This window comes from Actinomadura gamaensis (assembly GCF_042652125.1).
GTDB lineage: Bacteria > Actinomycetota > Actinomycetes > Streptosporangiales > Streptosporangiaceae > Spirillospora > Spirillospora gamaensis.
Genome location: NZ_JBHSIT010000001.1, coordinates 1,111,903 through 1,136,498, shown reverse-complemented (window position 1 = coordinate 1,136,498; position 24,596 = coordinate 1,111,903). Strand labels below are relative to the sequence as shown.

At 74.2% G+C, this 24,596-nt stretch carries 18 protein-coding genes; 11 read left to right on the top strand and 7 right to left on the bottom strand.

The annotated features are described in order from the left end of the window. Positions 1-31: 31 nt before the first annotated feature. Positions 32-1,039, bottom strand: coding sequence for a FecCD family ABC transporter permease (locus tag ACFPCY_RS05295; protein WP_378252404.1), 1,008 nt, complete (start codon positions 1,037-1,039; stop codon positions 32-34). A gap of 173 nt (positions 1,040-1,212) precedes the next feature. Here ACFPCY_RS05295 and ACFPCY_RS05290 point away from each other — a divergent pair, with 173 nt between their 5' ends. The 5 genes from ACFPCY_RS05290 to ACFPCY_RS05270 all read left to right on the top strand — a co-directional run bounded on the left by ACFPCY_RS05290 (position 1,213) and on the right by ACFPCY_RS05270 (position 6,767). Then, on the top strand, positions 1,213-2,040 hold the full coding sequence (locus ACFPCY_RS05290; RefSeq protein WP_378252403.1) for an NUDIX hydrolase: 828 nt from the start codon (positions 1,213-1,215) through the stop codon (positions 2,038-2,040). Beyond that, positions 2,037-3,125: a molecular chaperone DnaJ gene (locus tag ACFPCY_RS05285; protein ID WP_378252402.1), complete on the top strand. Its 1,089-nt coding sequence runs from the start codon at positions 2,037-2,039 to the stop codon at positions 3,123-3,125. Before ACFPCY_RS05290 ends, ACFPCY_RS05285 begins: the two co-directional genes overlap by 4 nt. Next, positions 3,118-4,092 (top strand): hypothetical protein, encoded by a 975-nt coding sequence (locus ACFPCY_RS05280; protein WP_378252401.1) that lies wholly within the window; start codon positions 3,118-3,120, stop codon positions 4,090-4,092. The genes ACFPCY_RS05285 and ACFPCY_RS05280 overlap by 8 nt, the downstream gene beginning before the upstream one ends. Positions 4,093-4,439: 347 nt before the next feature. After that, positions 4,440-5,660, top strand: a complete 1,221-nt coding sequence (locus tag ACFPCY_RS05275; RefSeq protein ID WP_378252400.1) for an adenylosuccinate synthetase — start codon at positions 4,440-4,442, stop codon at positions 5,658-5,660. Between the two features lie 78 nt (positions 5,661-5,738). Further along, positions 5,739-6,767: a neutral zinc metallopeptidase gene (locus ACFPCY_RS05270; RefSeq protein WP_378252399.1), complete on the top strand. Its 1,029-nt coding sequence runs from the start codon at positions 5,739-5,741 to the stop codon at positions 6,765-6,767. A 76-nt stretch (positions 6,768-6,843) separates the two neighbouring features. Here ACFPCY_RS05270 and ACFPCY_RS05265 read toward each other — a convergent pair whose 3' ends face one another. Continuing rightward, positions 6,844-7,230 (bottom strand): DUF7715 family protein, encoded by a 387-nt coding sequence (locus tag ACFPCY_RS05265; RefSeq protein WP_378252398.1) that lies wholly within the window; start codon positions 7,228-7,230, stop codon positions 6,844-6,846. Positions 7,231-7,396: 166 nt separating this feature from the next. Here ACFPCY_RS05265 and ACFPCY_RS05260 point away from each other — a divergent pair, with 166 nt between their 5' ends. Beyond that, the gene (locus tag ACFPCY_RS05260) at positions 7,397-8,191 is read left to right on the top strand and encodes an SAM-dependent methyltransferase (RefSeq protein ID WP_378252397.1); all 795 of its coding nucleotides are present in this window, start codon (positions 7,397-7,399) and stop codon (positions 8,189-8,191) included. Between the two features lie 75 nt (positions 8,192-8,266). On the opposite strand, the gene ACFPCY_RS05255 is transcribed toward ACFPCY_RS05260, so the two are convergent. From ACFPCY_RS05255 to ACFPCY_RS05240, 4 genes are read right to left on the bottom strand one after another with little or no spacing between them, the layout of a single operon-like run. Beyond that, the gene (locus tag ACFPCY_RS05255) at positions 8,267-8,722 is read right to left on the bottom strand and encodes a hypothetical protein (protein WP_378252396.1); all 456 of its coding nucleotides are present in this window, start codon (positions 8,720-8,722) and stop codon (positions 8,267-8,269) included. Further along, the gene (locus ACFPCY_RS05250; protein ID WP_378252395.1) at positions 8,719-9,579 is read right to left on the bottom strand and encodes an ABC transporter permease; all 861 of its coding nucleotides are present in this window, start codon (positions 9,577-9,579) and stop codon (positions 8,719-8,721) included. The genes ACFPCY_RS05255 and ACFPCY_RS05250 overlap by 4 nt, the downstream gene beginning before the upstream one ends. Further along, the gene (locus ACFPCY_RS05245; protein WP_378252394.1) at positions 9,576-10,580 is read right to left on the bottom strand and encodes an ABC transporter ATP-binding protein; all 1,005 of its coding nucleotides are present in this window, start codon (positions 10,578-10,580) and stop codon (positions 9,576-9,578) included. The genes ACFPCY_RS05250 and ACFPCY_RS05245 overlap by 4 nt, the downstream gene beginning before the upstream one ends. Continuing rightward, positions 10,573-13,341: a bifunctional YncE family protein/alkaline phosphatase family protein gene (locus ACFPCY_RS05240; protein ID WP_378252393.1), complete on the bottom strand. Its 2,769-nt coding sequence runs from the start codon at positions 13,339-13,341 to the stop codon at positions 10,573-10,575. Before ACFPCY_RS05240 ends, ACFPCY_RS05245 begins: the two co-directional genes overlap by 8 nt. A 172-nt stretch (positions 13,342-13,513) precedes the next feature. On the opposite strand from ACFPCY_RS05240, the gene ACFPCY_RS05235 reads away from it, so the two are divergent. Together ACFPCY_RS05235 and argG are read left to right on the top strand one after the other, a co-directional pair. After that, on the top strand, positions 13,514-15,679 hold the full coding sequence (locus ACFPCY_RS05235; protein ID WP_378252392.1) for a WD40 repeat domain-containing serine/threonine protein kinase: 2,166 nt from the start codon (positions 13,514-13,516) through the stop codon (positions 15,677-15,679). Positions 15,680-15,765: 86 nt separating this feature from the next. Continuing rightward, a complete protein-coding gene (argG, locus tag ACFPCY_RS05230; protein WP_378252391.1) occupies positions 15,766-17,214 on the top strand; it encodes an argininosuccinate synthase in 1,449 nt (482 codons plus the stop codon). A 130-nt stretch (positions 17,215-17,344) separates the two neighbouring features. On the opposite strand, the gene ACFPCY_RS05225 is transcribed toward argG, so the two are convergent. Continuing rightward, positions 17,345-18,337, bottom strand: a complete 993-nt coding sequence (locus ACFPCY_RS05225) for a hypothetical protein (RefSeq protein ID WP_378252390.1) — start codon at positions 18,335-18,337, stop codon at positions 17,345-17,347. A 164-nt stretch (positions 18,338-18,501) separates the two neighbouring features. On the opposite strand from ACFPCY_RS05225, the gene ACFPCY_RS05220 reads away from it, so the two are divergent. From ACFPCY_RS05220 to ACFPCY_RS05210, 3 genes are all read left to right on the top strand, one after another. Then, positions 18,502-22,206, top strand: a complete 3,705-nt coding sequence (locus ACFPCY_RS05220) for a S8 family serine peptidase (protein ID WP_378252389.1) — start codon at positions 18,502-18,504, stop codon at positions 22,204-22,206. Between the two features lie 201 nt (positions 22,207-22,407). Continuing rightward, positions 22,408-22,806, top strand: a complete 399-nt coding sequence (locus tag ACFPCY_RS05215; protein ID WP_378252388.1) for a DUF6542 domain-containing protein — start codon at positions 22,408-22,410, stop codon at positions 22,804-22,806. Positions 22,807-23,077: 271 nt separating this feature from the next. Next, positions 23,078-24,568 (top strand): LCP family protein, encoded by a 1,491-nt coding sequence (locus ACFPCY_RS05210; RefSeq protein ID WP_378252387.1) that lies wholly within the window; start codon positions 23,078-23,080, stop codon positions 24,566-24,568. Positions 24,569-24,596: the final 28 nt, after the last annotated feature.

The window sequence follows — 24,596 nt, the reverse complement described above, 5'->3', positions numbered from 1 at the left end:
GTGGTGTGCGGGCGGGCGGGATGGACGGCGGTCACGCGGTCACCGTCCTGGCGCGGCGGACGAGCAGGAGCAGGAAGGGCGCGCCGAGCAGGGCGGTGACGACGCCGGCGCGCACTTCGGCGGGCGGGACGACGAGGCGGCCGATGACGTCGGCGGCGAGCAGGAGGGTCGGGCCGAGCAGGAGCGAGACGGCGAGCGTCCAGCGGTGGTCGGCTCCGACGAGGAAGCGGGCGAGGTGCGGGACGGCGAGGCCGACGAAGCCGATCGGCCCGGCGGCGGCGACGGCGGCGCCGGTGAGCAGGATCGCGGCGACGGCGGCGCTCAGCCGGACGCGTCCGACGTTGCGCCCGAGGCCGCGCGCGACGTCGTCGCCGAGCGCGAGCGCGTCCAAGCCGCGCGCGGACGCGAACGCGACGAGCACGCCGAGGACCACGAAGGGCAGCACCCAGCTCGCGACCTGGGGCGGGCGTCCGGCGAGCGATCCGACGGCCCAGAAGCGGAACGTGTCGAAGGTCTGCTGGTTCACCGTCAGGACGCCGACGACGACGCCGGTGAGCGAGGCGTCCAGGGCGGTCCCGGCGAGCGCGAGGGTGACCGGGGACGCGCCGTCGCGGGTCCGCGCGGACAGCGCGTACACCAGCGCGCCCGCGAGGGCGGCGCCGACGACGCCGAACCACAGGTAGGACGGCAGCGAGGTCACTCCGAACACACTGATCGCGATGACCACGCCGAGCGACGCGCCGGAGGTCACGCCCATGATCCGCGGGTCGGCGAGCGGGTTGCGGGTGAGCGCCTGCATGAGCACGCCCGCGACGGCGAGCGCGGCCCCGGCGGCGAGGCCGACGACCGTGCGCGGCACGCGCAGCGAGCGGACGATCAGGTCCTCGTCGGTGCCGCCTTTGTGGAGGAGCGCGTCCCAGACGTGGCCGGGGGCGATCGAGCGGCTGCCGAGCGCGAGGCTGGCCAGGACGGCGAGGGCGAGCGCGAGCGCGGCGAGCGCCAGCACCGCCATCCGCCTGCGCAGCATCGCGCCGCTCACCGCCGTCCATAGGAAGAGTCAGCGGTTAGGTAAACCTAACCTTATCGATCCAGGTCGAGGGTAGGGCACGGCCGTCGTCCACCTCAAATCACCCTGGACGCCGGACGCTTCGCGCGCTATGTTCTTCTCAAGTCGAGATTGACTCAAGTCGAGAAAGACTCAGAGGGAGAACGATGACCCCGGCCGAGCCGCCCCAGGACGAGCGCGACTTCCTCGCCGCCTACGATCCGCGCGACTACGACCCCGTCTCGGTGACGGTGGACGTCGTGGCGCTGACCGTCCGGGACGGCGGGCTGAACGTCCTGCTCGTCCGGCGCGGCCAGGCCCCGTTCAGCGGGATGTGGGCGCTGCCGGGCGGGTTCGTCCGGGGCGTCCGCGACGCCGAGGACCTCCCCGCCGCCGCGCGCCGCGAGCTGGCCGAGGAGACCGGCCTCGACCCGGCCGAGCCCGGCGGCCCGATGGCGCGCCTGCACCTGGAGCAGCTCGCGACCTACGGCGCGCCCGGCCGCGACCCGCGGATGCGCGTGATCTCCGTCGCCTACCTGGCGTTCGCGCCCGAACTGCCCGACCCGCGCGCCGGCGGCGACGCCGCCGAGGCCGCCTGGGTCCGGGTGGACGAGCTGGGCCTCAGCGAGGCCGGGACGCAGCACCCCGGCACCACGCGCAAGCTCGCGTTCGACCACGCGCGCATCCTCGCGGACGGCCTGGAACGCGCGCGCGGCAAGCTCGAGTACACGCCGCTCGCCACCGCGTTCTGCCCGCCCGAGTTCACGATCCCCGAGCTGCGCGCCGTCTACGAGACGGTCTGGGGCGAGGAGCTGCACGCGGGCAACTTCCACCGGAAGGTCCTGTCCGTCCCCGGGTTCGTCGAGGCCACCGGAACCACCGCCGACCGCGAGGGACGGCGCGGCGGCCCCAAGCCCAAGCTCTACCGCGCGGGCGACGCGCGCCTGCTGCACCCCGCCCTGCTCAGGCCCAGCCGCGAGGAGGAGATCAGATGACCCGCGAGGAGGCGGTGGCGCCGCCGACGCGCCAAGCGGCCGAGGCGTTGCGGACGCGCCAAGCGGCCGAGGCGTTGCGGACGCGCGAGGAGGCGGTGGCGCTGCTGGAGCGCGCCGCCACGGCCGCCGACGTGTTCGGCCCGGACGCGGGAGAGGCCGCGCGGCTGTACCGGCGGCTGGCCCGGCTCGTCCACCCGGACGCCACGCGGGACGGCTCGTCCCGGCACTTCGCCCGCCTCTCCGAGCTGTGGCACGCCTACAACGCCGCGGCGACCCCGGTCATCGAGGTCGGACCGCACCGGTTCCGCCTGGGCGAGACCGTCGCGAGCGGCGACCTCGCCGAGCTCTTCGCCGCCGAGGACGGCGGACGGCGCGTCGTCCTCAAGATGCCGCGCGACCCCGCCGACAACGACCTCATGGCCCGCGAAGAGGAGGCGCTGCGGACGCTGCGCCTCAAGGGCGACCCGAAGTTCCGCCCGTACGCGCCCAAGCTGGTCACCGCCTTCCGGCACCGCGACCCGGACGGTGGCGAGACGCGCCGCGTCAACGTCCTCGCGCCGCTCGACGGCTTCGTCACCTTCGCCGACGTCGCCGCCGCCTACCCGGACGGCCTGCACCCGCGCGACGCGGCATGGATGTGGCGGCGGCTCCTGGTAGCGCTCGGTTTCGCCCACCGCGCGGGCGTCGTGCACGGCGCGGTCGTGCCCGAGCACGTGCTGATCCATCCCGAGAAGCACGGGCTCGTCCTGGTCGACTGGTGCTACTCGGTCACCCGTCCCGGCGGACGCGTCCCCGCGCTGGTCGACCGGCACGCCGGCCTGTACCCGCCCGAGGTCCCGGCCCGCGAGCCCGCCGTCCCCGCGACGGACGTGTTCATGGCGTCCCGCTGCATGGCCCGGCTCCTCGGCGACCGCGCCCCCGAGCCGATGCGCCGCTTCGCCGCGGGCTGCGCCCTCCCCTCGCCGCACCGGCGTCCGCGCGACGCCTGGCGGCTGCTCGCCGAACTCGACGAGCTGCTCGACCGGCTTTACGGCCCCCGTACGTTCCGTCCGTTCACCATGCCCGTAGGAGGCAGCCATGGGTAGTGGCAACTGGTCCACCAACGTCTACGACGCCAATCGCGCCTACCAGGCCGCGAACGGCATCAGCGCGTTCCAGTACAGCGACGGCGGCGCGACCGCCGTCCACCCCGACCTGGATCCGAAGGACGCCGGAGTGCGCGAGGCGCGCGACTCCGACGAGCACCCCGAGTCCCTCGCGATCTCGGTCCTGTTCGACGTCACCGGCTCGATGGGCACGGTGCCGCGCACGCTCCAGACGCGGCTGCCCGACCTGCTCGGACTGCTGCTGCGCAAGGGCTACGCCGCGCACCCGCAGATCATGTTCGGCGCGATCGGCGACGCGCACTGCGACCGCGCGCCGCTCCAGGTCGGGCAGTTCGAGTCCGACAACCGGATGGACGACGACCTCGGCAGGATCCTGCTGGAGGGCGGGGGCGGCGGCCAGATGAAGGAGTCCTACGAGCTGGCCATGTACTTCATGGCCCGGCACACCGCGATCGACTGCTACGAGAAGCGCGGGAAGCGCGGCTACCTGTTCATGATCGGGGACGAGCTGGCCTACCCGGCCGTCCGGCGGTCCCAGGTCCGCGACGTGATCGGCGACGACCTGCGCGCGGACCTGCCGCTCCCCGCGCTCCTGGAGGAGCTGAAGCGCGTCTGGGACGTCTACTTCATCATCCCGGACGGCGCCTACCACACCGGCGACGCCCGCCTGCGCGACTTCTGGCGCGAGCAGTTCGGCCAGAACGTCCTCTTCCTGGACGACCTGGACGCGGTCTGCGAGACGATCGCGCTCACCGTCGGCCTCGGCGAGGACGCCATCGACCTCGACCAGGGCCTCGCCGACCTGGACGAGTTCGGCTCGGACGCGGGCCCGGCCGTGTCGAAGGCGCTCACCCCGCTGCGCCGGCGGCGGAGGGCGGTCGCGGTGTCGGGCCCGCCGTCCGCGCTCCGGCGTCCGGGCCGCGGCTCGGGCAACCGGCGGCTCTGATGCGCCACGTCATCGTCGTCGACCTCGGCTTCGGCGACGCCGGAAAGGGCGCCGTGGTCCACGGACTCTGCACCCGGGCCGCCCGTTCCGCGCGCGAAACAGGGACCACGCGCGAAACAGGGACCACGCGTGGAACGGAGGCCGCGCACGGGACAGGGACCGCACATGGAACAGGGGCCGCGCGTGGGACAGGGGCCACGCGCGAAACAGGGGCCGCGCGCGAAACAGGGGCCGCGCGTGGGACAGGGGCCGCGCGGGAAACAGGGGCCGCGCGTGGAACGGGGGGCGCGCATGGAACGGGGGGCGCGGGTGGGACTGGCGGGCTGCGGTGGGGCGGGGAAGGCGGGGTGCACACGGTCGTCCGGTTCAACGGGGGTGCGCAGGCCGCGCACAACGTGGTGGCCTCGGACGGGCGGCACCACACGTTCGCGCAGTTCGGCTCGGGGACGTTCGTGCCCGGCGTCCGGACGCACCTGTCCCGGTTCATGATGGTCGATCCGCTGTCGCTCGCCGCCGAGCACGAGCACCTGCGCGCGCTCGGCGTGCGCGACGCGTTCGCGCGGCTGACCGTGAACTGGGACGCGCCGCTCACGACGCCGTACCACCGGGCCGCCAACCGCGCGCGGGAGGCGGCGCGCGGCGCGGCCCGGCACGGCTCGTGCGGGATGGGCGTCGGCGAGACGGCCGCGTTCGCCCTCGCCCATCCCGACCTCGCTCCGCGCGCCGGGGACTGCCTCGCGCCCGCACGCCTGCGCCGCCGCCTCACGGCCGTCCACGACTGGTACCGCGCCGAGTTCCCGGCCGATCCAAGCACACGCGACCCTCGCGGCGAGGCGGTGCCGAGCGTCGATGACTGCATGACGGCGTTCCTCGCGTTCGCGGCGAGCGTGCGGATCGTGGACGACGGGTACCTGCCGCGCGTCCTGCGATCGGAACGCGTCGTGTTCGAGGGCGCGCAGGGCGTCCTACTGGACGAATGGCACGGTTTCCACCCGTACACGACGTGGTCCACGACGACGTTCGCGAACGCGGAGACGCTGCTCGCGGAGGCGGGTGAGGAGGGATATCGGCTGGGCGTGCTGCGCGCCTACGCGACGCGCCACGGGCCCGGCCCGTTCGTGACCGAGGACCCGGCGCTGACGTCCGACCTGCCCGACCCGCACAACGGCGCCGGCCCGTGGCAGGGCGCGTTCCGCGTCGGGCACCTGGACGCCGTGGCGCTCGACTACGCCGTCCGGGCCGCCGGAGGCGTGGACGGCCTGGCGCTCACCCATCTCGACGTCGCCCGGAACCGTCCCGACCTGGGCATCTGCCGGGCCTACGCGCTGGACGGCGAGACCGTGCGCCGGTTGCCCTCCGAACCGGGACGCGACCGCGACCTGGACCGGCAGGCGGCGCTCACGGACCGGCTGCTCCGCGCGCGTCCGGTCATCGAGCCGCTCGGCGATCCGGTGGCGGACGTCGAGAACGCGCTCGGCGCGCCGGTCGTCCTCCGTTCGTACGGTCCGACCGCGAACGACCAGATAACGAGCCTTTACGGAGAGCGTCAAATCCAGCACTCACTGTAACCAAGAGGGGAGAGGCCGATCACCCCGCCGTGACGGTTGCGCCGAGAAGGATGCGGCCGGAGCCGGGATTGCCGTCCGATGGTTCCGTCACCCGGAATCCTGGAGGCGGCGATGCACCTCCCCCACTGGTCGCCGATCCCCGCCCACCTGCCGGTCGGCGGGCGGTCGCTGGCCATCCTGGCGCTCGGCGCGACCCTCGCGACCGGCGGCGCGCTGGCGGTCCCGTCCGCCGCGTCCGCGTTCACGGCGACGCCCGGCGAGGCGCCCGTCGCCCCGAGCGCCGGGTCGCTCATGCCCGGCACGCCCACGGGCGACTTCCCGGTCTCGTCGTCACCGCCGAGCGTGCAGGCCACGTTCGGCTCCGTCGAGGAGACTCCCGGCGTCCGGCCGCCTCAGCGTCCAGGCGCGGCCAAAGCCCCCGCGACCGGCCAGAACGCCGACCGCGGCTCCGGCCCGAGCGGCCGTGACGCCGCGACCGGCCCTGCCGCGGACCGGCCGTCTGCCACCGCCCGCACCATGGACCGCCCGCGCACGGACGCCTTCGACGACACCACCTTCCAGAAGGACCTCCAGGACGCCCAGGACGTCGTGGACGGCTTCTGGCGGCGGCACTGGACCGCGGCCTTCGGCGGACGCTACGACCCGCCCGGCGTGCTCGGCCCCTACGACGGCGCCCACCCGGCCACCGCGCCCCGGTGCGGCGACCGCCGGCTCGAACAGGACAACGCCGCGTACTGCCCCGACGGCGACTACCTCGCCTGGGACGAGCACCTCATGCGCGGCGGCTACGGGCGCGGCGACGCCTGGGTCTACATGGTCATCGCGCACGAGTGGGGGCACGCCGTCCAGCACCGGATGCCGGCCGCGCTGGTCTCCGACCGCACCGAGCTCCAGGCGGACTGCCTCGCGGGCGCGGCGCTGCACGGCGCGGCCCGCGACGGCGAGCTGCGGTTCGACCGCGGCGACGCCGAGGAGATCGTCGCCGCGTTCCAGCGGATCGGCGACGGGGCCCCGTGGACCCGCTCGGGCGACCACGGCACCGCGGCCCAGCGCATCGCCCAGTTCACCGCCGGCGGCACCGGCGGCGTCCGCGCCTGCCTCCCCTGACCCCCTCGCCCTTCCGAGACCCCCTCTCGAAGCCCCCTCCCGGACGCGGCCTCCCCCGCCGGGCGCTCCCCCGGAACTACGGCTGGACGACCTGCCGGACGACGATCTCGTCCAGCCGGCGCTCGACGATGGCCCCGACGGGCCAGTCGCGGACGAGCGTGCGCAGCCCCGCCGCCTCGTGCTCGGCGTGCGAGCCGTCGTAGCCCTGCTGCTCCAGGCTGCTGCGGATCGCCTCGACGTAGTCGGCCTCGGTGAATCCGGGCACGTCGCGGACCATGGCGGTGGTGGTGGCGCGGTGCGAGTTGAGCCCGGCGAACGCCCGGGCGCAGCCGCAGCCGCCGTCCGGATCGCCCGCGTCGCGGTCGCAGACCACGCCGATGTGGACGAGCTCGCCCTCCACGCACCAGGCGAAGTCGTTGTCGCGGTAGCCCTGAGAAAGGTTGGTTGCGGTGAGCAGCTTCACTGGCCGACCCCTTCCGTGACCCGCCCACCGTACGACGCCGGTCGGACATTCCACCGGCGAACGGTCGGTCGGGCCGGCCGCTTCCCAAACTCGATCACGCCATGTTGGATGGTTCCGGACGGCGTGAAGGACCGCCGGTGACGCTCCCTCGAGTGAGGAACCGACCGTGACGGACGAGACCCCCGCGATCCAGCACGATGTGCCGCAGACCGCTCGGATCTGGAACTACTGGCTCGGCGGCAAGGACCACTTCCCCGTGGACCGGCAGGTCGGCGACGACATCCTCAAGGTGATCCCGGACATGGCGCTGATGGCCCGCGCCACCCGCGACTTCCTCAAGCGCGCGGTGCACCACCTGGCCGCCGACCTCGGCGTCCGGCAGTTCCTGGACGTCGGCACGGGGCTGCCGACCGCCGACAACGTCCACCAGGTCGCGCAGCGCGCCGCGCCGAGCGTCCGCGTGGTGTACGTGGACAACGACCCGCTCGTCCTCGCGCACGCGCGCGCCCTGCTGACCAGCTCGCGCGAGGGGCGCACGGCCTACCTGGACGCCGACCTGCGCGAGCCGGAGCGGATCATCGCGGGCGCGGCCGACACCCTGGACTTCGAGCAGCCGGTCGCGCTGCTGCTGATGGGCATCCTCGGCCACATCACCGACTACGACGAGGCGCGGGCGATCGTCCGGCGGCTGACCGCCGCGCTGCCGAGCGGCAGCTACCTCGCCGTGTACGACGCGACGAACGTCGTGGATCCGGCGACCGCCAAGGCCGCCGAGATCTGGAACGCGTCCGCCGAGCCTCCGTACGTGCTGCGGAGCCCGGCGCAGATCGAGGGCTTCTTCGAGGGCTTCGAGCTGCTCCCGCCCGGCGTCGTCTCGTGCCCCCTGTGGCACCCGCCCGCCGCCGACATCGGCGAGATCACCCCGATCGACGAGTTCTGCGGCGTCGGCCGCAAACCCTGACGGCGGCCGTCCGTCCTCACCGTTCGTCCCGCCCCGCCGTCCACAGGGCCTCAAGGCGCCGGCCGCGGGGTGAGGTCAGGAGATGTCGAAGCAGCCGTCGAAGCGCCAGAGGGGGTTGGTGACGTTCGCGCCGTCCGCGGCGGTGAGGGTGGGCGTGCCGTTCAGGTCGGACGGGCCGTCGCCGTCGGCGGTGTAGCAGCCGTTCGGCTGGACGTGCAGCTGGTAGTTCGCGGTCGCGGTGATCGCGGGGCCCGCGTTGAACCAGGACAGGGTGCACGTCCAGTCGTCGCCCGCGCCCTTGGTGGCGGCGTTCGGGCCGGTGCCGCGGGCGCAGTCGGCGCGGGCCTTCACCGACGCGACCGTGACCTCGCGTCCACGCAGCCGCTGCTGCAGGACGTACAGGTGGGCGAAGGTCGGGGCGACGGCGGCGTCCACCCGGTCGCGGGTGATCCCGGTCGTGTCGCATCCGGCCGCGGCGAGCAGGGCGGCGGCGGTCAGGACGAGGGCGAGGGCGCGGCGCACGGCGGTCATCCTCCGGTGATGTCACGGCGGCGGAGCAGCGCGTACGCGCCGCCGACGCACAGGACGAGGTAGCCCGCGCTGACGGCCGCGCCCCACAGCAGCGGGCCGCGGAACGGCGGGTCGGCGAACAGGCCGTGCCAGGTGCCGAACGGCGTGCTGAGCAGCAGCGTCCGGACGGGGACGGGCAGGTCGACCATCGAGCCGAGCTGCATCACCAGGCCGATGACGACCGGGCCGCCGATGCCGAGCGCGCCGTTGCGGCCCGCGACCGACAGCAGCAGGCCGAGGCCGGTGAAGCCGAGCACCGGCGGCAGCACCGACGCCCAGCTCGCCAGGACGAGCGCGGTGGCGCGGCCCGGTGCGAGCAGCGTCCCGGACAGCCCGACGAGCGGCTGGTGGCCGACCACGAGCACGCCCGCCAGCAGGCTGGACGCGCCGAGCAGGACGGTCACGGCGATCGCGTAGGTCAGCGCCGCGAGCGTCTTGCCCGCGAAGATCTGCCCGCGCGACCGGGAGCGCGTCAGGATCGTCCGCCAGGTGCCGTGCCGGTCCTCGCAGGCGAAGATGTCCCCGGCGACGACGCTGGTCAGCGCGGGCAGCGCCCACTGCCCGGCGAAGCCGAGCACCACCAGCGGGACGGCGAACCCGCTGTCGTGCACCCACCGGCCGAACAGGGTGTCCTGCGGCGTCGTGGTCTGCACCTCCAGCGCCGCGACGAACAGGAACGGCGCGACGACGCAGGCGAGCGCGACCAGCCGCGTCCGGACCTGCCGGACGAGCTTGGCGGTCTCCCACCGGTACACGACCAGCGTCCCGCCGCGCGCCGCCGCGGCGGCCCCGGCGGGACGGACGTCCAGTGCGGTCATCCCGGCACCTTCTCCAGAGTCGGGGCGGCGGCGGGCTCGGCCGGTTCGCCGCCCGTGAGGTCGAAGAACAGCGACTTCAGCGCCGAGGTGCGCTGCGTCAGCGTCCGGACGGGGATCCCGGCGCGGCCGAGGCCGACCACGTACTCGTCCAGCCGCTCGCGGGTCGCGCGCACCGACAGCGGGCCGCCGTCGCCGTCCTGGGAGACCTCCAGTTCCGGCATCCCGGACGCCAGGTCGAGCGCGGCCGGGTCGTCGCCGGTGGTCAGCCGGAACTCCGGCGCGGGCGCGCGCTCGCGCAGCTCGGCCATCGTCCCGTCGAACGCGGCGCGGCCCGCGTTCAGGATGGTCACGTCGTCGCAGAGGTCCTCGACCTCGTCCATGTCGTGGCTGCTCAGCAGGACCGCGACGCCGTCGGCGGCGAGCCGTCCGACGAGCGCGGCGACGTCGCGCATGCCGGCCGGGTCGAGGCCGCTGGTCGGCTCGTCCAGGATCAGCAGGCGCGGGTCGCGCAGCAGCGACGCGGCGATGCCGAGCCGCTGCCGCATCCCGACCGAGTAGCCGCCGACCTTCGCCCGCACCGCGTCGCCGAGGCCCGCGACGTCCAGCGCGGACGCGATCCGGGAGCGGGCGTCGCCGCCGTCCAGCCCGGCGAGCAGTTCGAGGTTCGCGCGGCCGGTCAGGTACGGGTAGAAGCGCGGGGCCTCGACGAACCCGGCGACGCCGTCGCGGGCGCGCGCGCCGTGCTCGGCGTGCGTCCGCCCGAACAGGCGCAGGGTCCCGGCGTCCGGGCGGACGAGGCCGAGCAGCATCGACAGCAGCGTGGTCTTGCCGGCCCCGTTCGGCCCGACGAGGCCGTGCACCCGGCCGGGCCCGACCGTGAGGTCGAGCCCGGCCACGGCGACGGTCTCGCCGAAGCGCCTGGTCAGTCCGCGCGCCTCGACGGCCGCCGCCACGGGTGCCGCACCGTGTGCCGCACCGGGTGCTGCGGAGGCGTCAGCCATGGTGCGGAACCTGCGCCCGGTTGCGCGGCAGGTCGGTGTCGCCCGTGCTCTGCGGGGTGTCCTGCGGGAACCTGGCGAGCACCTCGTCCGGCGTCATGACCTTGGTGTCGCCCGGGTACGGACGCTTCCAGCCCGTGCTGGCGTACCAGGTCAGCCGGTTGAACGGGGCGAAGGCGAGGTTGTCCTCGGACGCGAAGTCCTGCTTCTGCGACCAGGCCAGCCACGCCTTCTCCACCGGGTCGCTCACCTGCGCCGCCGACTTGTTCATCGTGTCGAGCGGGATCTGGTTCGGCACGGCCGAGTAGGGCGTGAAGTCCGGCTGGTCGGTGAACGAGTCGAACATCGGCACCGCGGCGAGGTCGAGCTGGTTCATCGGCGGCAGGCCGAGGATCTGCTCGATCGTCCGGGTGACGTTGAGCTGGCTGTAGTAGGTGTGGTCGACCGCGCCGCGCCTGGCGTACGGGCTCGCGATCATCGTGACGTTGCGGTGCCCGTCCACGTGGTCCACGCCGTTCTGGGAGTCGTCCTCGATGACGAAGACGGCGCTGTCCTTCCAGAACGTCGAGTGCGAGATCGAGTCGATGATCCGGCCGGTGGCCAGGTCGTTGTCGGCGACCATCGCGGACGGCGTCGGGTAGCCGGGGCTGACGCCGTTGGTGTGGTCGTCCATCACCCAGAGCATGTTCAGCGCCGGGAGCCTGCCGCTCTTCTCGTACGCGGCGAGGTCGCGCTGGAAGATGTCGGCGCGGTACTGGTCCGGGATGATCGTCTGGAAGTTCGGGAAGTCCGGCGAGAGGATCTTGCCGAGCGACGGCACGTCGGTCTTCGTCGTGCAGGTGCCCATGGGGAGGTGCAGGTCGCCCTGGGCCTTGCCCTCAAGGATCTTCGAGTCCTGGTACCACTGCTGCCAGGTGCCGGGGCAGTCCTTGCCGTCCTTGGTGTTGAACCACTCGGCGTACTCGCCCCACACCTTGGCGTCCAGGCCGTGCGCCCGCGCGTTGTCCCAGAGGAACCCGGACTTCGGGTACACCATGGCGTCCGGCTGGCCGTAGTCGCGGACGTAGTTGGCGTACGACCGCTCCAGGTAGTCGTTGACGAAAGCGGCGTCCAGCCAGGTGTGCCCGGACGCGGAGTTCGTGCCGTCGGAGTACAGGTTGTCGATCAGCGGGAACTGCCGGGCGAGCGCGTGCGCGTTCGGCGTGACCTTCGCGCCGAACTGCGCGAGGTCGGCCTTGCCGTTGCCGCGCGGGTCGTCCCCGAGCACCTGGTCGTAGGTGCGGTTCTCGCGGACGATCACGAACACGTGCTTGATCTTGGACGGCGAGCCGGTGCGCACCGGCACCGCGACCGGCGCCTCGTGCCGCGAGCCCCTCCGGTTGCGCTCGCGCAGCCCGAACCACTGGTTGTTCGCGAACACCTTGGAGGTGTAGGCCGCCATCTCCTTCGGGGACGGCCGGTCGATGAGGCCGACCGTGCCGACGTCGGCGTACACCTGGCGTCCGGTGGCCGGGGTGGTGCCGGGGCCCTCGCTGATCGTCCGGTCCGGGCCGAGCGCGCCGACGCCCGCCTGGCTCGCCACGACGAGCTTGCCGAGCGCGGCGTCCCAGTGGAGCGTTCCGGGGTACCAGCCGGTCGGGATCAGGCCGTCGAACGCGGGCTCGCGGTGGCCGCCCGCGTACTCGTAGACGGCGACCGCGTTGTCCCGGCCGAGGCTGACCGCCAGGTGCGTGGCGTCGAGGAACTCCAGCGCGTTCGGCGAGCTGCCGTAGGGCTGGCCGGGCAGCGGATTGACGTTGAACGTCCGGACGACGCGTCCGCGCCGGGAGTCGATCACCGACACGGTGTCGTCGCTGGAGTTGGTGACGAGCACCTCGGTGCCGTGCGCCAGCAGGCTGGACGGGTCGAGCCCGACCTTGTAGTGCCGCACGACCTTCCCGGACGCCAGGTCCACCTCGGAGACCGTACCGCTGTTCGCGCGGCCGTCGCGGCGGTCGGCGACCACGGGCGAGTCGTAGCTGAGGTTGGTGTGGTCGCGCGCGGTCGGGACCCGGCCGCCCTCGTTGCTGACGAACGCGTGCTGCCCGACCACGACCACGTCGCGCGGCGCGACCCCGACCTTCGTCGGTGCACCGAACGTGTTGGTCGCCGGGTCGAGGACGGCGATCCGGTCCCAGCCGCTGAACACCACGACGATGTGCTGACCGTCCGGCGCCCAGGCGAGGCCGGTCGGAAGGGGCTGCGCGGCGCTGCCGTCCGGGCCCTTCGGCACGGACGCGTCGGCGGGGATCGCGATGCTGACCGGCGCGCTGAGCTTCCCATCCGCCGCGACCGTGAAGCGCAGGATGTTCTTGGACTGGGTCGCCCACAGCGTGTTGCCGTCGCGCGAGTACAGCAGGCCGGTCACGCCGACGTTGCCGCTGCCGACGCCCTTCGGCGGCGTGTACTGCTGGAGCACCTTGTGGCCGACGAGGTCGACCACTGTGAACAGGCCGTTGCCCGACTTGGTCAGATCGACGGCGGTCTTGCCGTCCGGGCGGACGGCCAGGTCCATCGGCCGTCCGGACTGCTCGACGCTGACCCCGGCGGGCGTGACGTACTGGTTGTTCGAGGTGAGGACGGAACCGTCCGCCTGGCGGCCGACGAGGTGGTCGGTCAGCGGCTTGTTCGCGCCCCCGGCCCCGGCCGCGTACGCGGCGGACGAGACCGCGAGCACGGCGGCGGCCGTGCCGAGGAGGGGAAGGGGGAGGGACTTCCGGCGCATCAGGGCCTCCGGATCAGGGACGACTGCCCCGCGAAGGTAGACCCGCCTCCCGGACCCCTGGCGCAACGACACGTGAAGTCCCCGTGAACTCCCCCGCCTCCCCCGCCGTTCACGCGGTCCCCGCGATCCCCCGGCGGCCCTCGGTTACAAAGGAACGCTATCGTCCCTTTGCATGGAGTCGTTGGGACCGGAAGATCCGGAAAAGGTCGGCCCGTATCGCGTGACGGCGCGCCTGGGCGCGGGCGGCATGGGCCGCGTCTACCTGGCCGAAACCCCGGCCGGACGCCGGCTCGCGGTCAAGGTGATCCGCGCCGAGCACGCCGCCGACCCGAACTTCCGCGCCCGCTTCGCCCGCGAGGTCGAGGCCGCGCGCAAGGTGAACGACTTCTACACCGCGTCCGTCGTGGACGCCGACCCGGAGGCGGCGGCGCCGTGGATGGCGACCGCGTACGTGCCGGGGCCGTCGCTCCGGGAGCTCGTCGCCGAGCGGGGCGCGCTGCCGCCCGAGCGCGTCCGGGCGCTCGGCGCTGGCCTCGCCGAGGGGCTCGCCGCGATCCACGCGTGCGGGCTCGTCCACCGGGACCTGAAGCCGGGCAACATCATCGTCGCCGAGGACGGCCCGCGCATCATCGACTTCGGCATCGCGCGGGCGCTCGACGCGAGCGTGATGACCGCCACCGGCGCCGTCATCGGCACGCTCGCCTACATGTCGCCCGAGCAGATCGAGGCGGACGAGGTGGGCCCGCCCAGCGACGTGTTCTCCTTCGGCGGCGTCCTCGCCTTCGCCGCGACCGGACGCGGGCCGTTCGAGGCGTCCAGCCCCGGCGCGATCGTCCACCGCGTGGTGAGCGGCGACCCCGACCTCGACGGCGTGGACCCGCCCCTCGCCGCGGTCATCGCCCGCTGCCTCAGCAAGGACCCGGCGGACCGCCCGACCCCGGCCCACCTCCTCGCCACGCTCCGCACCGCCCCGCCCGAACCCGTCGTCGCCGCGGTCCCGACGTCACCCGCAGTCGTGCCGCCCGCAGCGCCCGGACCTCAGGCAGCGGCGCCTCACGCGCCCGGCCCTCAGACGGCGCGGCCTCAAGCGCCCGGCCCTCAGGCGGCGCGGCCTCAGACGCCCGGGCCTCAGGCGCCCGGGCCTCAGGCGGTGGGACCTCAGGCGGTGGGGCGCCCGGCCCCGGCCGCGGCGCCGGGCGCGCCGGTGCAGCCGGTGACGGTGCCGCCGCTCCCCCGCAAGCCGGGACCGACGCAGCAGCAGGTGCGGCGGCGGACGGTCCTGGCGGCGGTCGCCGGGACGCTCGTCGCGGGTGGCGCGGCCACGCTCGGCTGGGCGGAATTCGGCGGCGGCTCGCCCGCGCGGTCGGCGTCCGGCGCGCTGAAGAAGGCGGCCGGGATCGACGAGACGGAGCCGTCCGGCGGCCGGTACCGGCTCCTGGACGGCCCGGACCGGATCTACGAGTGGCGTTCGACGGCGTTCTCGCCGGACGGCCGGTACCTGGCCGCCGCCGGATGGACGATGGCCGCCGGCGACGTCGCGGTCGTGGTCTACGACGCCGCGTCCGCGAAGGTGCTGTACCGGTTCCCCTGCGGCAAGGAGGGGGCGAACTGCGTCGCGTTCTCCCCCGACTCCGCGCGCCTCGCCGCGGCCTGCTCGGACGGCGCGGTCCGGATCTTCGACGTCCGGACGGGCGCGTCCCCGCTCACCCTGAAGGACGCGAGGAAGCGGGCGATGGGCGTCGCGTTCTCCTCGCGCGGCCGGATCGCCGCCGCCACCGAGGACGGCGCGTTCCTCTGGGACGCCGCCGGCCGCCTCGTGACCAGGCTCAAGCGCGGCGACGACAAGTTCCCCGGCGAGCTGTACGCCGTCGCGTTCACCCGGGACGGCCGGACGGTCGCCACCGTGGGGGCCGACCAGTACGCGCGGGTCTACGACGGTGTCACCGGCGAGCGGAGGTTCGAGCTCGGCACCCCCGGCGCGACCGGCCTGGCGTTCTCCCCCGACGGCCGGACGCTGGCGGTCGGCGAGTACGGCGGCACCGGCGGGAACGTGGTGCGGCTCTGGGACGTCCGGACGCACGCCGAGCTGGCCCGGCTGGACGGCCACAAGAGCGTCTCGGGCGTGGCGTTCTCGGGGGACGGCAGGCGGCTCGTGAGCGCGGGCGACGACGGCGGGTCCTCGCGCCAGGGCACCGTCCGGGTGTGGGACGCGGCGTCCCGGACCCGGCTGAAGCTGCTCGGCACGCCGCGGCACGCCATGAGCGCGGCCCTGGACGCCACCGGGACGACCGTCTTCACCTCGGGCGCGGTGCGGCCCCTGCTCTGGAGCGGGGTTTAGGGCCCGGAACAGGGGTTTCGGAAAAACAGGAGGGGAGATTCCCGGCGGGCATTGAATGTTCATGCAGGAGAGTGCATACTCTTCCTATGTCCAAGGTGCTCTCCTCCCTGCCCGTCGGTGAACGCGTCGGGATCGCCTTCTCCGGCGGTCTCGACACCTCTGTCGCGGTCGCGTGGATGCGCGAGAACGGCGCGGTGCCCTGCGCGTACACGGCCGAACTGGGCCAGTACGACGAGCCCGACGTCGCCTCCGTGCCCGGCCGCGCGTCCCTCTACGGCGCCGAGGTCGCGCGCCTGGTCGACTGCCGCGCCGCGCTGGTCGAGGAGGGCCTGGCCGCGCTGGCCTGCGGCGCGTTCCACATCCGCTCCGCCGGCCGCGCCTACTTCAACACCACGCCGCTCGGCCGCGCGGTGACCGGCACCCTGCTGGTCCGCGCGATGCTCGAGGACGACGTGCAGATCTGGGGCGACGGCTCCACCTTCAAGGGCAACGACATCGAGCGGTTCTACCGCTACGGCCTGCTCGCCAACCCCGAGCTGCGGATCTACAAGCCGTGGCTGGACGCCCGGTTCGTCGCCGAGCTCGGCGGCCGGCAGGAGATGTCGCAGTGGCTGCTGGAGCGCGACCTGCCCTACCGGGCCAGCGCCGAGAAGGCCTACTCCACCGACGCCAACATCTGGGGCGCGACGCACGAGGCCAAGGCCCTGGAGCACCTGGACGCCGGCGTCGAGACGGTCGAGCCGATCATGGGCGTGAAGTTCTGGGACCCCGCCGTCGAGATCCCCGCCGAGGACGTCTCCGTCGGCTTCGAGCAGGGCCGCCCGGTCACGATCAACGGCAAGGAGTTCGCCTCCGCCGTGGACCTGGTGCTGGAGGCCAACGCGATCGGCGGACGGCACGGGCTCGGCATGTCCGACCAGATCGAGAACCGGGTCATCGAGGCCAAGAGCCGCGGCATCTACGAGGCCCCCGGCATGGCGCTGCTGCACGCCGCCTACGAGCGGCTGGTCAACGCCGTCCACAACGAGGACACCATCGCGACCTACCACGCCGAGGGACGGCGGCTCGGCCGGCTCATGTACGAGGGCCGCTGGCTCGACCCGCAGGCGCTCATGCTCCGCGAGGCGCTCCAGCGGTGGGTCGGCTCGGCCGTGACCGGCGAGGTCACGCTGCGGCTGCGGCGCGGCGAGGACTACTCGGTCCTGAACACCACCGGCCCGGCGCTCAGCTACCACCCGGACAAGCTGTCCATGGAGCGCACCGAGGACTCGGCGTTCGGCCCGGTGGACCGGATCGGCCAGCTCACCATGCGCAACCTCGACATCGCCGACTCGCGCGCCCGGCTGGAGCAGTACGCCTCGCTCGGCGTGGTCGGCGCGTCCCACCCGGCCGCGCTGCACGCCGGGGTCAGTGCGGGCACCGCGCTCATCGGCCCGATGGACGAGGGCGGCGCGGACGCCATCGCCTCGCGCGGCACCGCGCCCGCCGACGAGGAGCTCCTCGACAGCGCCGCGATGGAGTTCGGCACCGACTGATCCGCGTGATCTTCGCCGGGCCGAGCGGGTCCGGTCAGTCGCCGCGGGGTGGGTCCGGCCAGTCGCCGCGGGGTGGGGCCGGCCAGTCGCCGCGGGGTGGGTCCGGTCAGTCGCCGCGGGGTGGGTCCGGTCAGTCGCCGCGGGGCGCGGGGTCGGGGCGGAGCCAGCCCTGGGTCGCGGCGTGCCAGCCGAGCTGCATGCGCGTCTGCACCCTGGCCAGGCCCATCAGCGCGGCGACGCGACGCTGGACGGTCCGCAGCGAGATCCCGAGCTGCTTGGCGACCGCGTCGTCGGTGTAGCCCGCGAGGAGCAGTTCGAGGAGCCGGGCGTCCGTCTCGTCGAGCGGGCCGTCGGCGGCGGTCTCGGGATCGCCTTCGGTGCGGACGGGCGTGGCGCGCATCCACTCGGCCTCGAACAGCGCGAGCAGGGCGTCCAGCAGCGCGGACCGGTGGACGACGACCGCGCCCGCGCCGTCCGGGCCGGGGGTGGCGAGGATCGGCAGGAACGCGGACCGCCGGTCCACGATGATCAGCTTGAGCGGGACCTCGCCGACGAGCCGGACCCGCTCGCCGTCCGGGATGGTCGCGAGCGCCGCTTGGAGCCCGCCCTGCTCCTCCAGCGCGGCGCGCTCGGCGACCACGCGGTACCGGACGCCGCGCGCGAGCGCCTGCTGCTCGGCGGTGTTCTCCGCCGCGCTCACCGCCGTCGCCGGGGCCTTCACGAACGCGAGCACCTCGCTCTCGGCGCCCATCTGGAGCAGCCGGAACCGCTCGGCCACCTGCCGCTGCCCCTGGACGACGTCGATCAGGCCGGAGATCCCGCGCCGCGCGGAGGCGGCCTGGTAGACCTCCTGCAGCGCGTCGATCTGGAGCTCCGCGCGCTTGATCTCGTTCCGCTGCTCGGCGAGCAGCGCGCCGAGCGCGGCGGCGGGCGGCGCGGCGACGAACCGGGTCAGGTCCTGGCTGTCGTGCGAGGCGAGGCCGCGCCGCTCCAGGGTGGTCAGCAGCGCCCGGGTCTCGGCGACGGGGAGCCGCAGCCGCGCGGCCAGCTCGCCCGCGGACGCGGCGGGGACGGCGATCAGCTCGCGGTAGGCGAACGTCTCGTCGGGGGTCAGTCCGAACACGCGGCCCAGCATGGCAGGCCGGGTGGCGCGTCCACGCCAGGGCCGGGGCGGCGCGGTGACGGGAACACGCCATGGCGTGAAACCGCCATGATCTTCGTATTGAGGGTGACGGGGCGCCGCCATGATCCTCGGGGTGATCACCCGTAGCCCCGGAGGTACCCCTCATGAGATCTCCCTCCCGCGGCCTCCCGGCGGCCCTGCTGCCGGTGGCGGTCGCCCTCGGGGTCGGCGTCGCGCCACCCGCGCTCGCCGCCGCGCCGTCCCACGCCGCCCCCTCGACGCGGCCCGCTCCCACCGCCCCGAAGGACGCCGCCGCCAAGGCGAGCGTCACGCTGATCACCGGCGACGTCGTGACCGTCGGCTCCACCTCGGACGGCAGGACCGTCGCGACCGTCGCCCCGGCCCCCGGATCGTCCGGCGGGGCCGAGATCCAGACGGTCGGGAAGGACACCTACGTCCTCCCGGACGCCGCCAAACCGCTGCTGTCGCAGGGCCAGCTCGACCGGGAGCTGTTCAACGTCAGCAAGCTCGTCCGGTTCGGGTACACGGACGAGTCGGGCGCCGGCCTGCCGCTGATCGCGTCCTACGGCGCCCGGACCGCCCGGTCCGTCCCGGCGGGCGCGACGAAGAAGCGCGACCTGCCGAGCATCAACGCCGCCGCGCTCCAGGTCGGCAAGGGGCAGATCGCGGGGTTCTGGGCGTCGATCGCCCCGGCCGCGAAGGGCGTCGCGCCGCGCGCGCTGTCCGCCGGGCTCGGCAAGGTCTGGCTGGACGGCAAGGTCAAGGCGTCCGACGAGGTCGGCAATCCGCAGATCGGCGCGCCCGAGGTGTGGCGCAAGGGCCAGAAGGGCGCGGGCGCGACCGTCGCCGTGCTCGACAGCGGCCTGGACGTCTCGCACCCCGACATGGCCGGACGCGTCGCCGACGGCAGCACCTCGTTCGTCCCGGGCGAGGACATCACCGACAAGGTGGGGCACGGCACGCACGTGTCGTCCACGATCGTCGGGACCGGCGCGGCCTCGGACGGCAAGCAGTCCGGCGTCGCGCCCGAGGCGAAGGTCGTCATGGGCAAGGTGCTCGGCGACGACGGCTACGGCCAGGACTCGTGGATCATCGCGGGCATGGAGTGGGCCGCGTCCAGGGCCCGCGTCGTCAGCATGAGCCTCGGCGACCCGAGCGTCACGGTCGCGGGCGACCCGATGGCGCAGGCGGTCGACAGCATCAGCGCGCGGACCGGCGCGCTGTTCGTCATCGCGGCGGGCAACTCCGGCACCGCCGGCGCGGGCACGGTCAGCAGCCCCGGCACCGCCGACTCGGCGCTGACGGTCGGCGCCGTCGACTCGGGCGACGAGCGCGCCTACTTCTCCAGCATGGGCCCGCGCGGCGGCGACCACGGCATGAAGCCGGACCTCGCCGCGCCGGGCGTGGACATCACCGCGGCGCGGTCCAAGGACTCGCCCGGCTCCGGGACCTACGTCCGGATGAGCGGCACGTCCATGGCGACGCCGCACGTCGCGGGCGCGGCGGCGATCCTCGCCCAGCAGCACCCGGACTGGAAGGCCCCGCAGCTCAAGGCCGCCCTGATGTCCACCTCGACCGAGCTGAAGGGCACCTCCGCGTTCGACATCGGCACCGGACGGCTCTGGCTGCCCGGCGCGGTCGGCGACGTGTCCGCGACCGGCTCGCAGTTCTTCGGCTTCCACTCCTGGCCGCACACCGGCGCGGACCCGGTCACCAAGCCCGTCACCTTCACCAACACCGGTGACACCGCGCAGACCCTCAAGCTGAGCACCCACGCGACCGGCCCGGACGGCAAGGAGGCCGGCGGCCTCTACAAGCTGTCGGCGGACCAGGTCACCGTCCCGGCGCACGGCACCGCCGAGGTGAACGTCACCGCCGACGCGGACGACGCGCCCGGCACCGGGAACTTCTCCGGCCAGGTGGACGCCACCGGCGCGGACGGCAAGGTCGTCGCGCACACGGCCGTCGGCCTGGTCAAGGAGGACGAGCGGTACGACCTGGACGTCAAGCTCACCGGCCGCGACGGCAGGCCGGTCGGCGGCGAGCTGTCGCTGTACCGGTACGGCGACCAGTTCGTCCAGCCGATCACGGCCGACCCGGCGACCGGCGCGGTGCCCGAGCAGCGGCTCGCCCCCGGCGTCTACTGGATCAGCGGCTACGTCGCGGTCCCCGGCGACCGCGGTCCCGGCTCGACGGGCGTCGCGTTCCTCAGCGAACCGCACCTGAAGCTGACGAAGAACACGACGCTCAAGCTCGACGCGGGCAAGGCCGCCCGGCTGACCGTCCGGACGCCGAAGCAGGCCGTCCCCGACTACCGGCGCATCGGCGCGTACCACGACTCCGGCATCGGCGGGCAGTTCGCGGCGTTCAGCACGTCCTACTCCTTCCCGAACTCGCTGGACGACCTGTACGCCCTGCCCACCGGCAAGGTCGCGGGCGGCGCGTACGACTTCGCCGTCCGGTACCGGCTCACCAAGCCGTATTTGAACGTCTCCGGGACCGCCGGGGTCGGCGCCCTCGACCCGCTGTACTTCCAGGGCTCGGTCCGCCTCGACGGACGGGTGGACCTGCCGATCGTGTCCGCCGGGAACGGCGGCGCGGACGACTACAAGGGCGTCCAGGCCAAGGGCGCGGCCGTGGTGATCACGCGCAGCGACAAGGTGACGCCGACCGAGGCGGCCGACGCCGCGAAGAACGCCGGGGCCGCGCTCCTGCTGGTCGCGAACGACCGTCCGGGGCGGTTCACCAACGTCCTGCCGTCCGCGGTGCCCGCCGCGTCGGTGACGCAGGCCGAGGGCGCGAAGCTGCTCGCCGGTGCGCGCAGGCACGCCCGGCTGGTCGGCTCGGCCACCGAGTTCGCCCCCTACAAGTACGACCTGAGCCGGTCCTACCCCGGCGGCATCCCGCCGGGGCTCGGCTGGGACGTCCGCGAGCGCGGACTGGCGCGGATCGACGAGCGGTTCACCGGCGACCCGAAGCAGGTCGCCTTCGAGTCCCGGTCCGACTGCCGCGACTACCAGTGGCCGCCGTGCATCGGCCCGGTCGACCCGCAGGGCCTCGGCCGGACGCGCGTGAGCTACGTGTCCACCGAGCCCGGCAACACCTGGTACGCCGACGCGGAGGACCCGGCGGGCTGGAGCCAGCGCTTCGAGCGCCGCTCCTACTCCCCCGGCGCGTCCACGCTGGCCTGGTTCGACCCGGTCACCCGGCCGCGCCTCGGCCAGGGCTACTGGGGTCCGTTCCGGACCGGCGACTTCTTCCAGGTGAACGTCCCGACGGACGGCGGCACGTACACGACCGGCGGTGACGAGCGGGGGCGGATCGCGTCCCGGCTGTTCCAGAACGGCAAGCTGGTCGCGTCGTCCACCTCGCAGGCGATCCAGCGGGCCGTCCCGCACGTGGACGGGCCGGCGGCGTACCGGTTCGAGCAGGACACCGCGAACACGTCCCGGCGGCTCTCGACCGCCACGCGCAGCGCGTGGGAGTTCACGTCCACAGGGAGCGACGACAAGGCACTGCTGCCGATGCTCCAGCTCGGCTACGCCGTCGGCACGGACGTGAGCGGCAACGTCCGCGCGGGCTCGCACGGCTCGATCGCGCTCAGCACCTGGCAGCAGCCGGACGCGGTCGGGACGGGCAAGAAGACCACCGGCGCCACGCTGGAGGTGTCGTTCGACGACGGCAGGACGTGGCAGGCCGTGCGGCTCGACCACCGCGGCGCGACCTGGACCGGCCGCGTCTCCTACCCGAGGACGCCAGGCGGGTTCGTCTCGCTCCGCGCCACCGCGCGGGACGACGCGGGCAACACGGTGAAGCAGGAGGTGATCCGCGCCTTCGGGCTGAGCTGACCCGCCGAGAGCTGAGAGCTCAGAGCTGGCCGCTGACTGCCGACTGCCGGCGAAGCCCGGCCGGACCCGCGCGGTTCCGGCCGGGTTTCGCCGTTTCCGGGGTGCGCGCGGCGGTCCGTCCGACAGAATGATCATTTCATTGTTTGCGCTTACGCTTAAGTGTTGGCAGGCTGGGCGGCAGGCCGGCGCACCCACCTTGCGATGAGGAAGCCACGTGAACGGATCGATCCGATGCTGACCGGGTTCGGCGCGGGCGCGCTGCTCGGCGGCGTCACGCTCGCCGGAGCGCTGGTGGACGGCCTCGGACGCGGCGGCCCCGGCCTCGTGCTCGGCGTGAGCCTCGTCGCCGGGTCCGTGCTGGCCGTGGCGCTGGTGAACGTGCGGCGGGTCCGGCTCGTCCTGCCGATGCCGCCGATCGCCTACGCGGTCGCGGCGGCGGTGGCGGGGCTGCTCGGGGACGCCCGGTCGGCGAGCGGCGGCGTGGGCCTCGCGACCGCCGCGGGCCGCTGGCTGAGCCAGGGGTTCGTCGCGATGGCGGCGGCGACGCTGCTGGTCGTGGCGGTGGCCGTGGTGCGGGCGACGAGCACGCGGACGCGCTGAGCCGACCGGAAGGGGAACAGTGGGACCGACCACGCACCGAGGCCGCCCCGCGGGCCGCCCGCCCGGCGGCAACGGAGGCGGCCGTTCGTCAAGCGGCGCAGGCGGACGTTCGTCCGGCGGCAGGGCGTCCGGCGGCGGGGCGCCGGGCGGTGGGGCGCCGGGCGGTGGGGCGCCGGGGGGCGGGGGGACGCGCGGGCGGACGGTCGCGCCCGGGCCGCCGCGCCGCCGCGCGCCGGAGCGGCACCGATCCGCGCCCGGAGGGGTCCGCCGGGTGCTCGGCGGGCTGGCGTACGCGGTCGCCTGCGTGGTCGCCGCCGCGATCCTGGTGGCGAGCGGGCTGGCGTACCTGGTCCTGGACAACCTGCGCGGCCTGGGCTCCTCGCACGCGATCGGGAACGGGCCGAAGTCCACCGACGGCGCGACGAACATCCTGCTCATCGGGCTCGACTCGCGGAAGGACCAGAACGGCGACCCGCTGCCGAACGCGATCCTCAGGCAGCTGCACGCGGGCAGCGCGCGCGGCGTGAACGAGGAGGGCGTGGGCGGCTACAACACGAACACGCTGATCCTGCTGCACGTCCCGAACGACGGCGGCAAGGCGACCGCGTTCTCCATCCCGCGCGACGACTACGTGGACTACGCCGACGCGGTCGGGCCGCAGCAGCGCGGCAAGATCAAGGAGGCCTACGGCGTCACGAAGGCGTTCACCGAGGACAGGCTGATGGCGCGGGGCGAGCACGACCGGCACCGGCTGGAGCACGACGGGCGGGAGGCCGCGCGGAAGGCGACGATCTCGACCGTCCGCAAGCTGCTCGGCGTGCCGATCGACCACTTCGCCGAGATCAACCTCGCCGGGTTCTACGACCTCGCCACCACGCTCGGCGGCGTGGACGTCTGCCTCAAGCATCCGGTCCGGGACCGCTACTCCGGGGCGGACTTCCCCGCCGGACGCCAGCACCTCGACGGGGCGCAGGCGCTCGCGTTCGTCCGGCAGCGGCACGGCCTGACCAACGGCGACCTCGACCGGACGCACCGCCAGCAGGCGTTCCTCGCCTCGGTCACGCACCAGCTCAAGCAGGAGGGGATCTTCGGCGACCTCGGCCGGATGCAGGGCCTGCTGAAGGTCGCCAGGAAGGACGTCGTGATGGACTCCGGCTGGGACGTCCTCGGCTTCGCGCAGCAGGCCAAGAGCCTGACCGGCGGGAACGTCGAGTTCCACACGCTGCCGATCGAGGGTTTCGGGACGCGGAACCGGCAGTCGGTGAACCTGGTCGACCCCGACAAGATCCGGACGATGGTGCACGACACGCTGAACCCGCCGAAGCAGTCCCCTGCGCCCGCATCGAGCGGCGACGGCAGCGGCGGCAGCGGTAGCGGCGGCGGCGCGAAGACGACCGTGGACGTGCTGAACGGCGGCGGGCGCGCCGGGCTCGCGGCCAAGGTCGCGGGCGCGCTGTCCCGCGGCGGCTACGCGACCGGGAAGGTCGGGAACACCGCGCCGACCGCGCGCACGACCGTCCGGTACGGCGCGTCGGCCGGGTCCGACGCGAAGAGAATCGCCGCCCTGTTCGGGGTGAAGGCCGTTTCCGACGCGTCGCTTCCGGCGGGCGGCGTCCGGGTGGTGCTGGGTCCGGGGGCGATCGTGCCGTCCGTCGCGTCGTCCGGCGGCCGGAAGCCGGCGCCCGAGCCGACCGCGACGCTGCCGACGACCGGCGCGCAGGGCGGCGCGGTCAAGGGCGGCGGCATCCCCTGCGTCGACTGAACGCGCCCAGGCCGCCGCACGGGCCGCC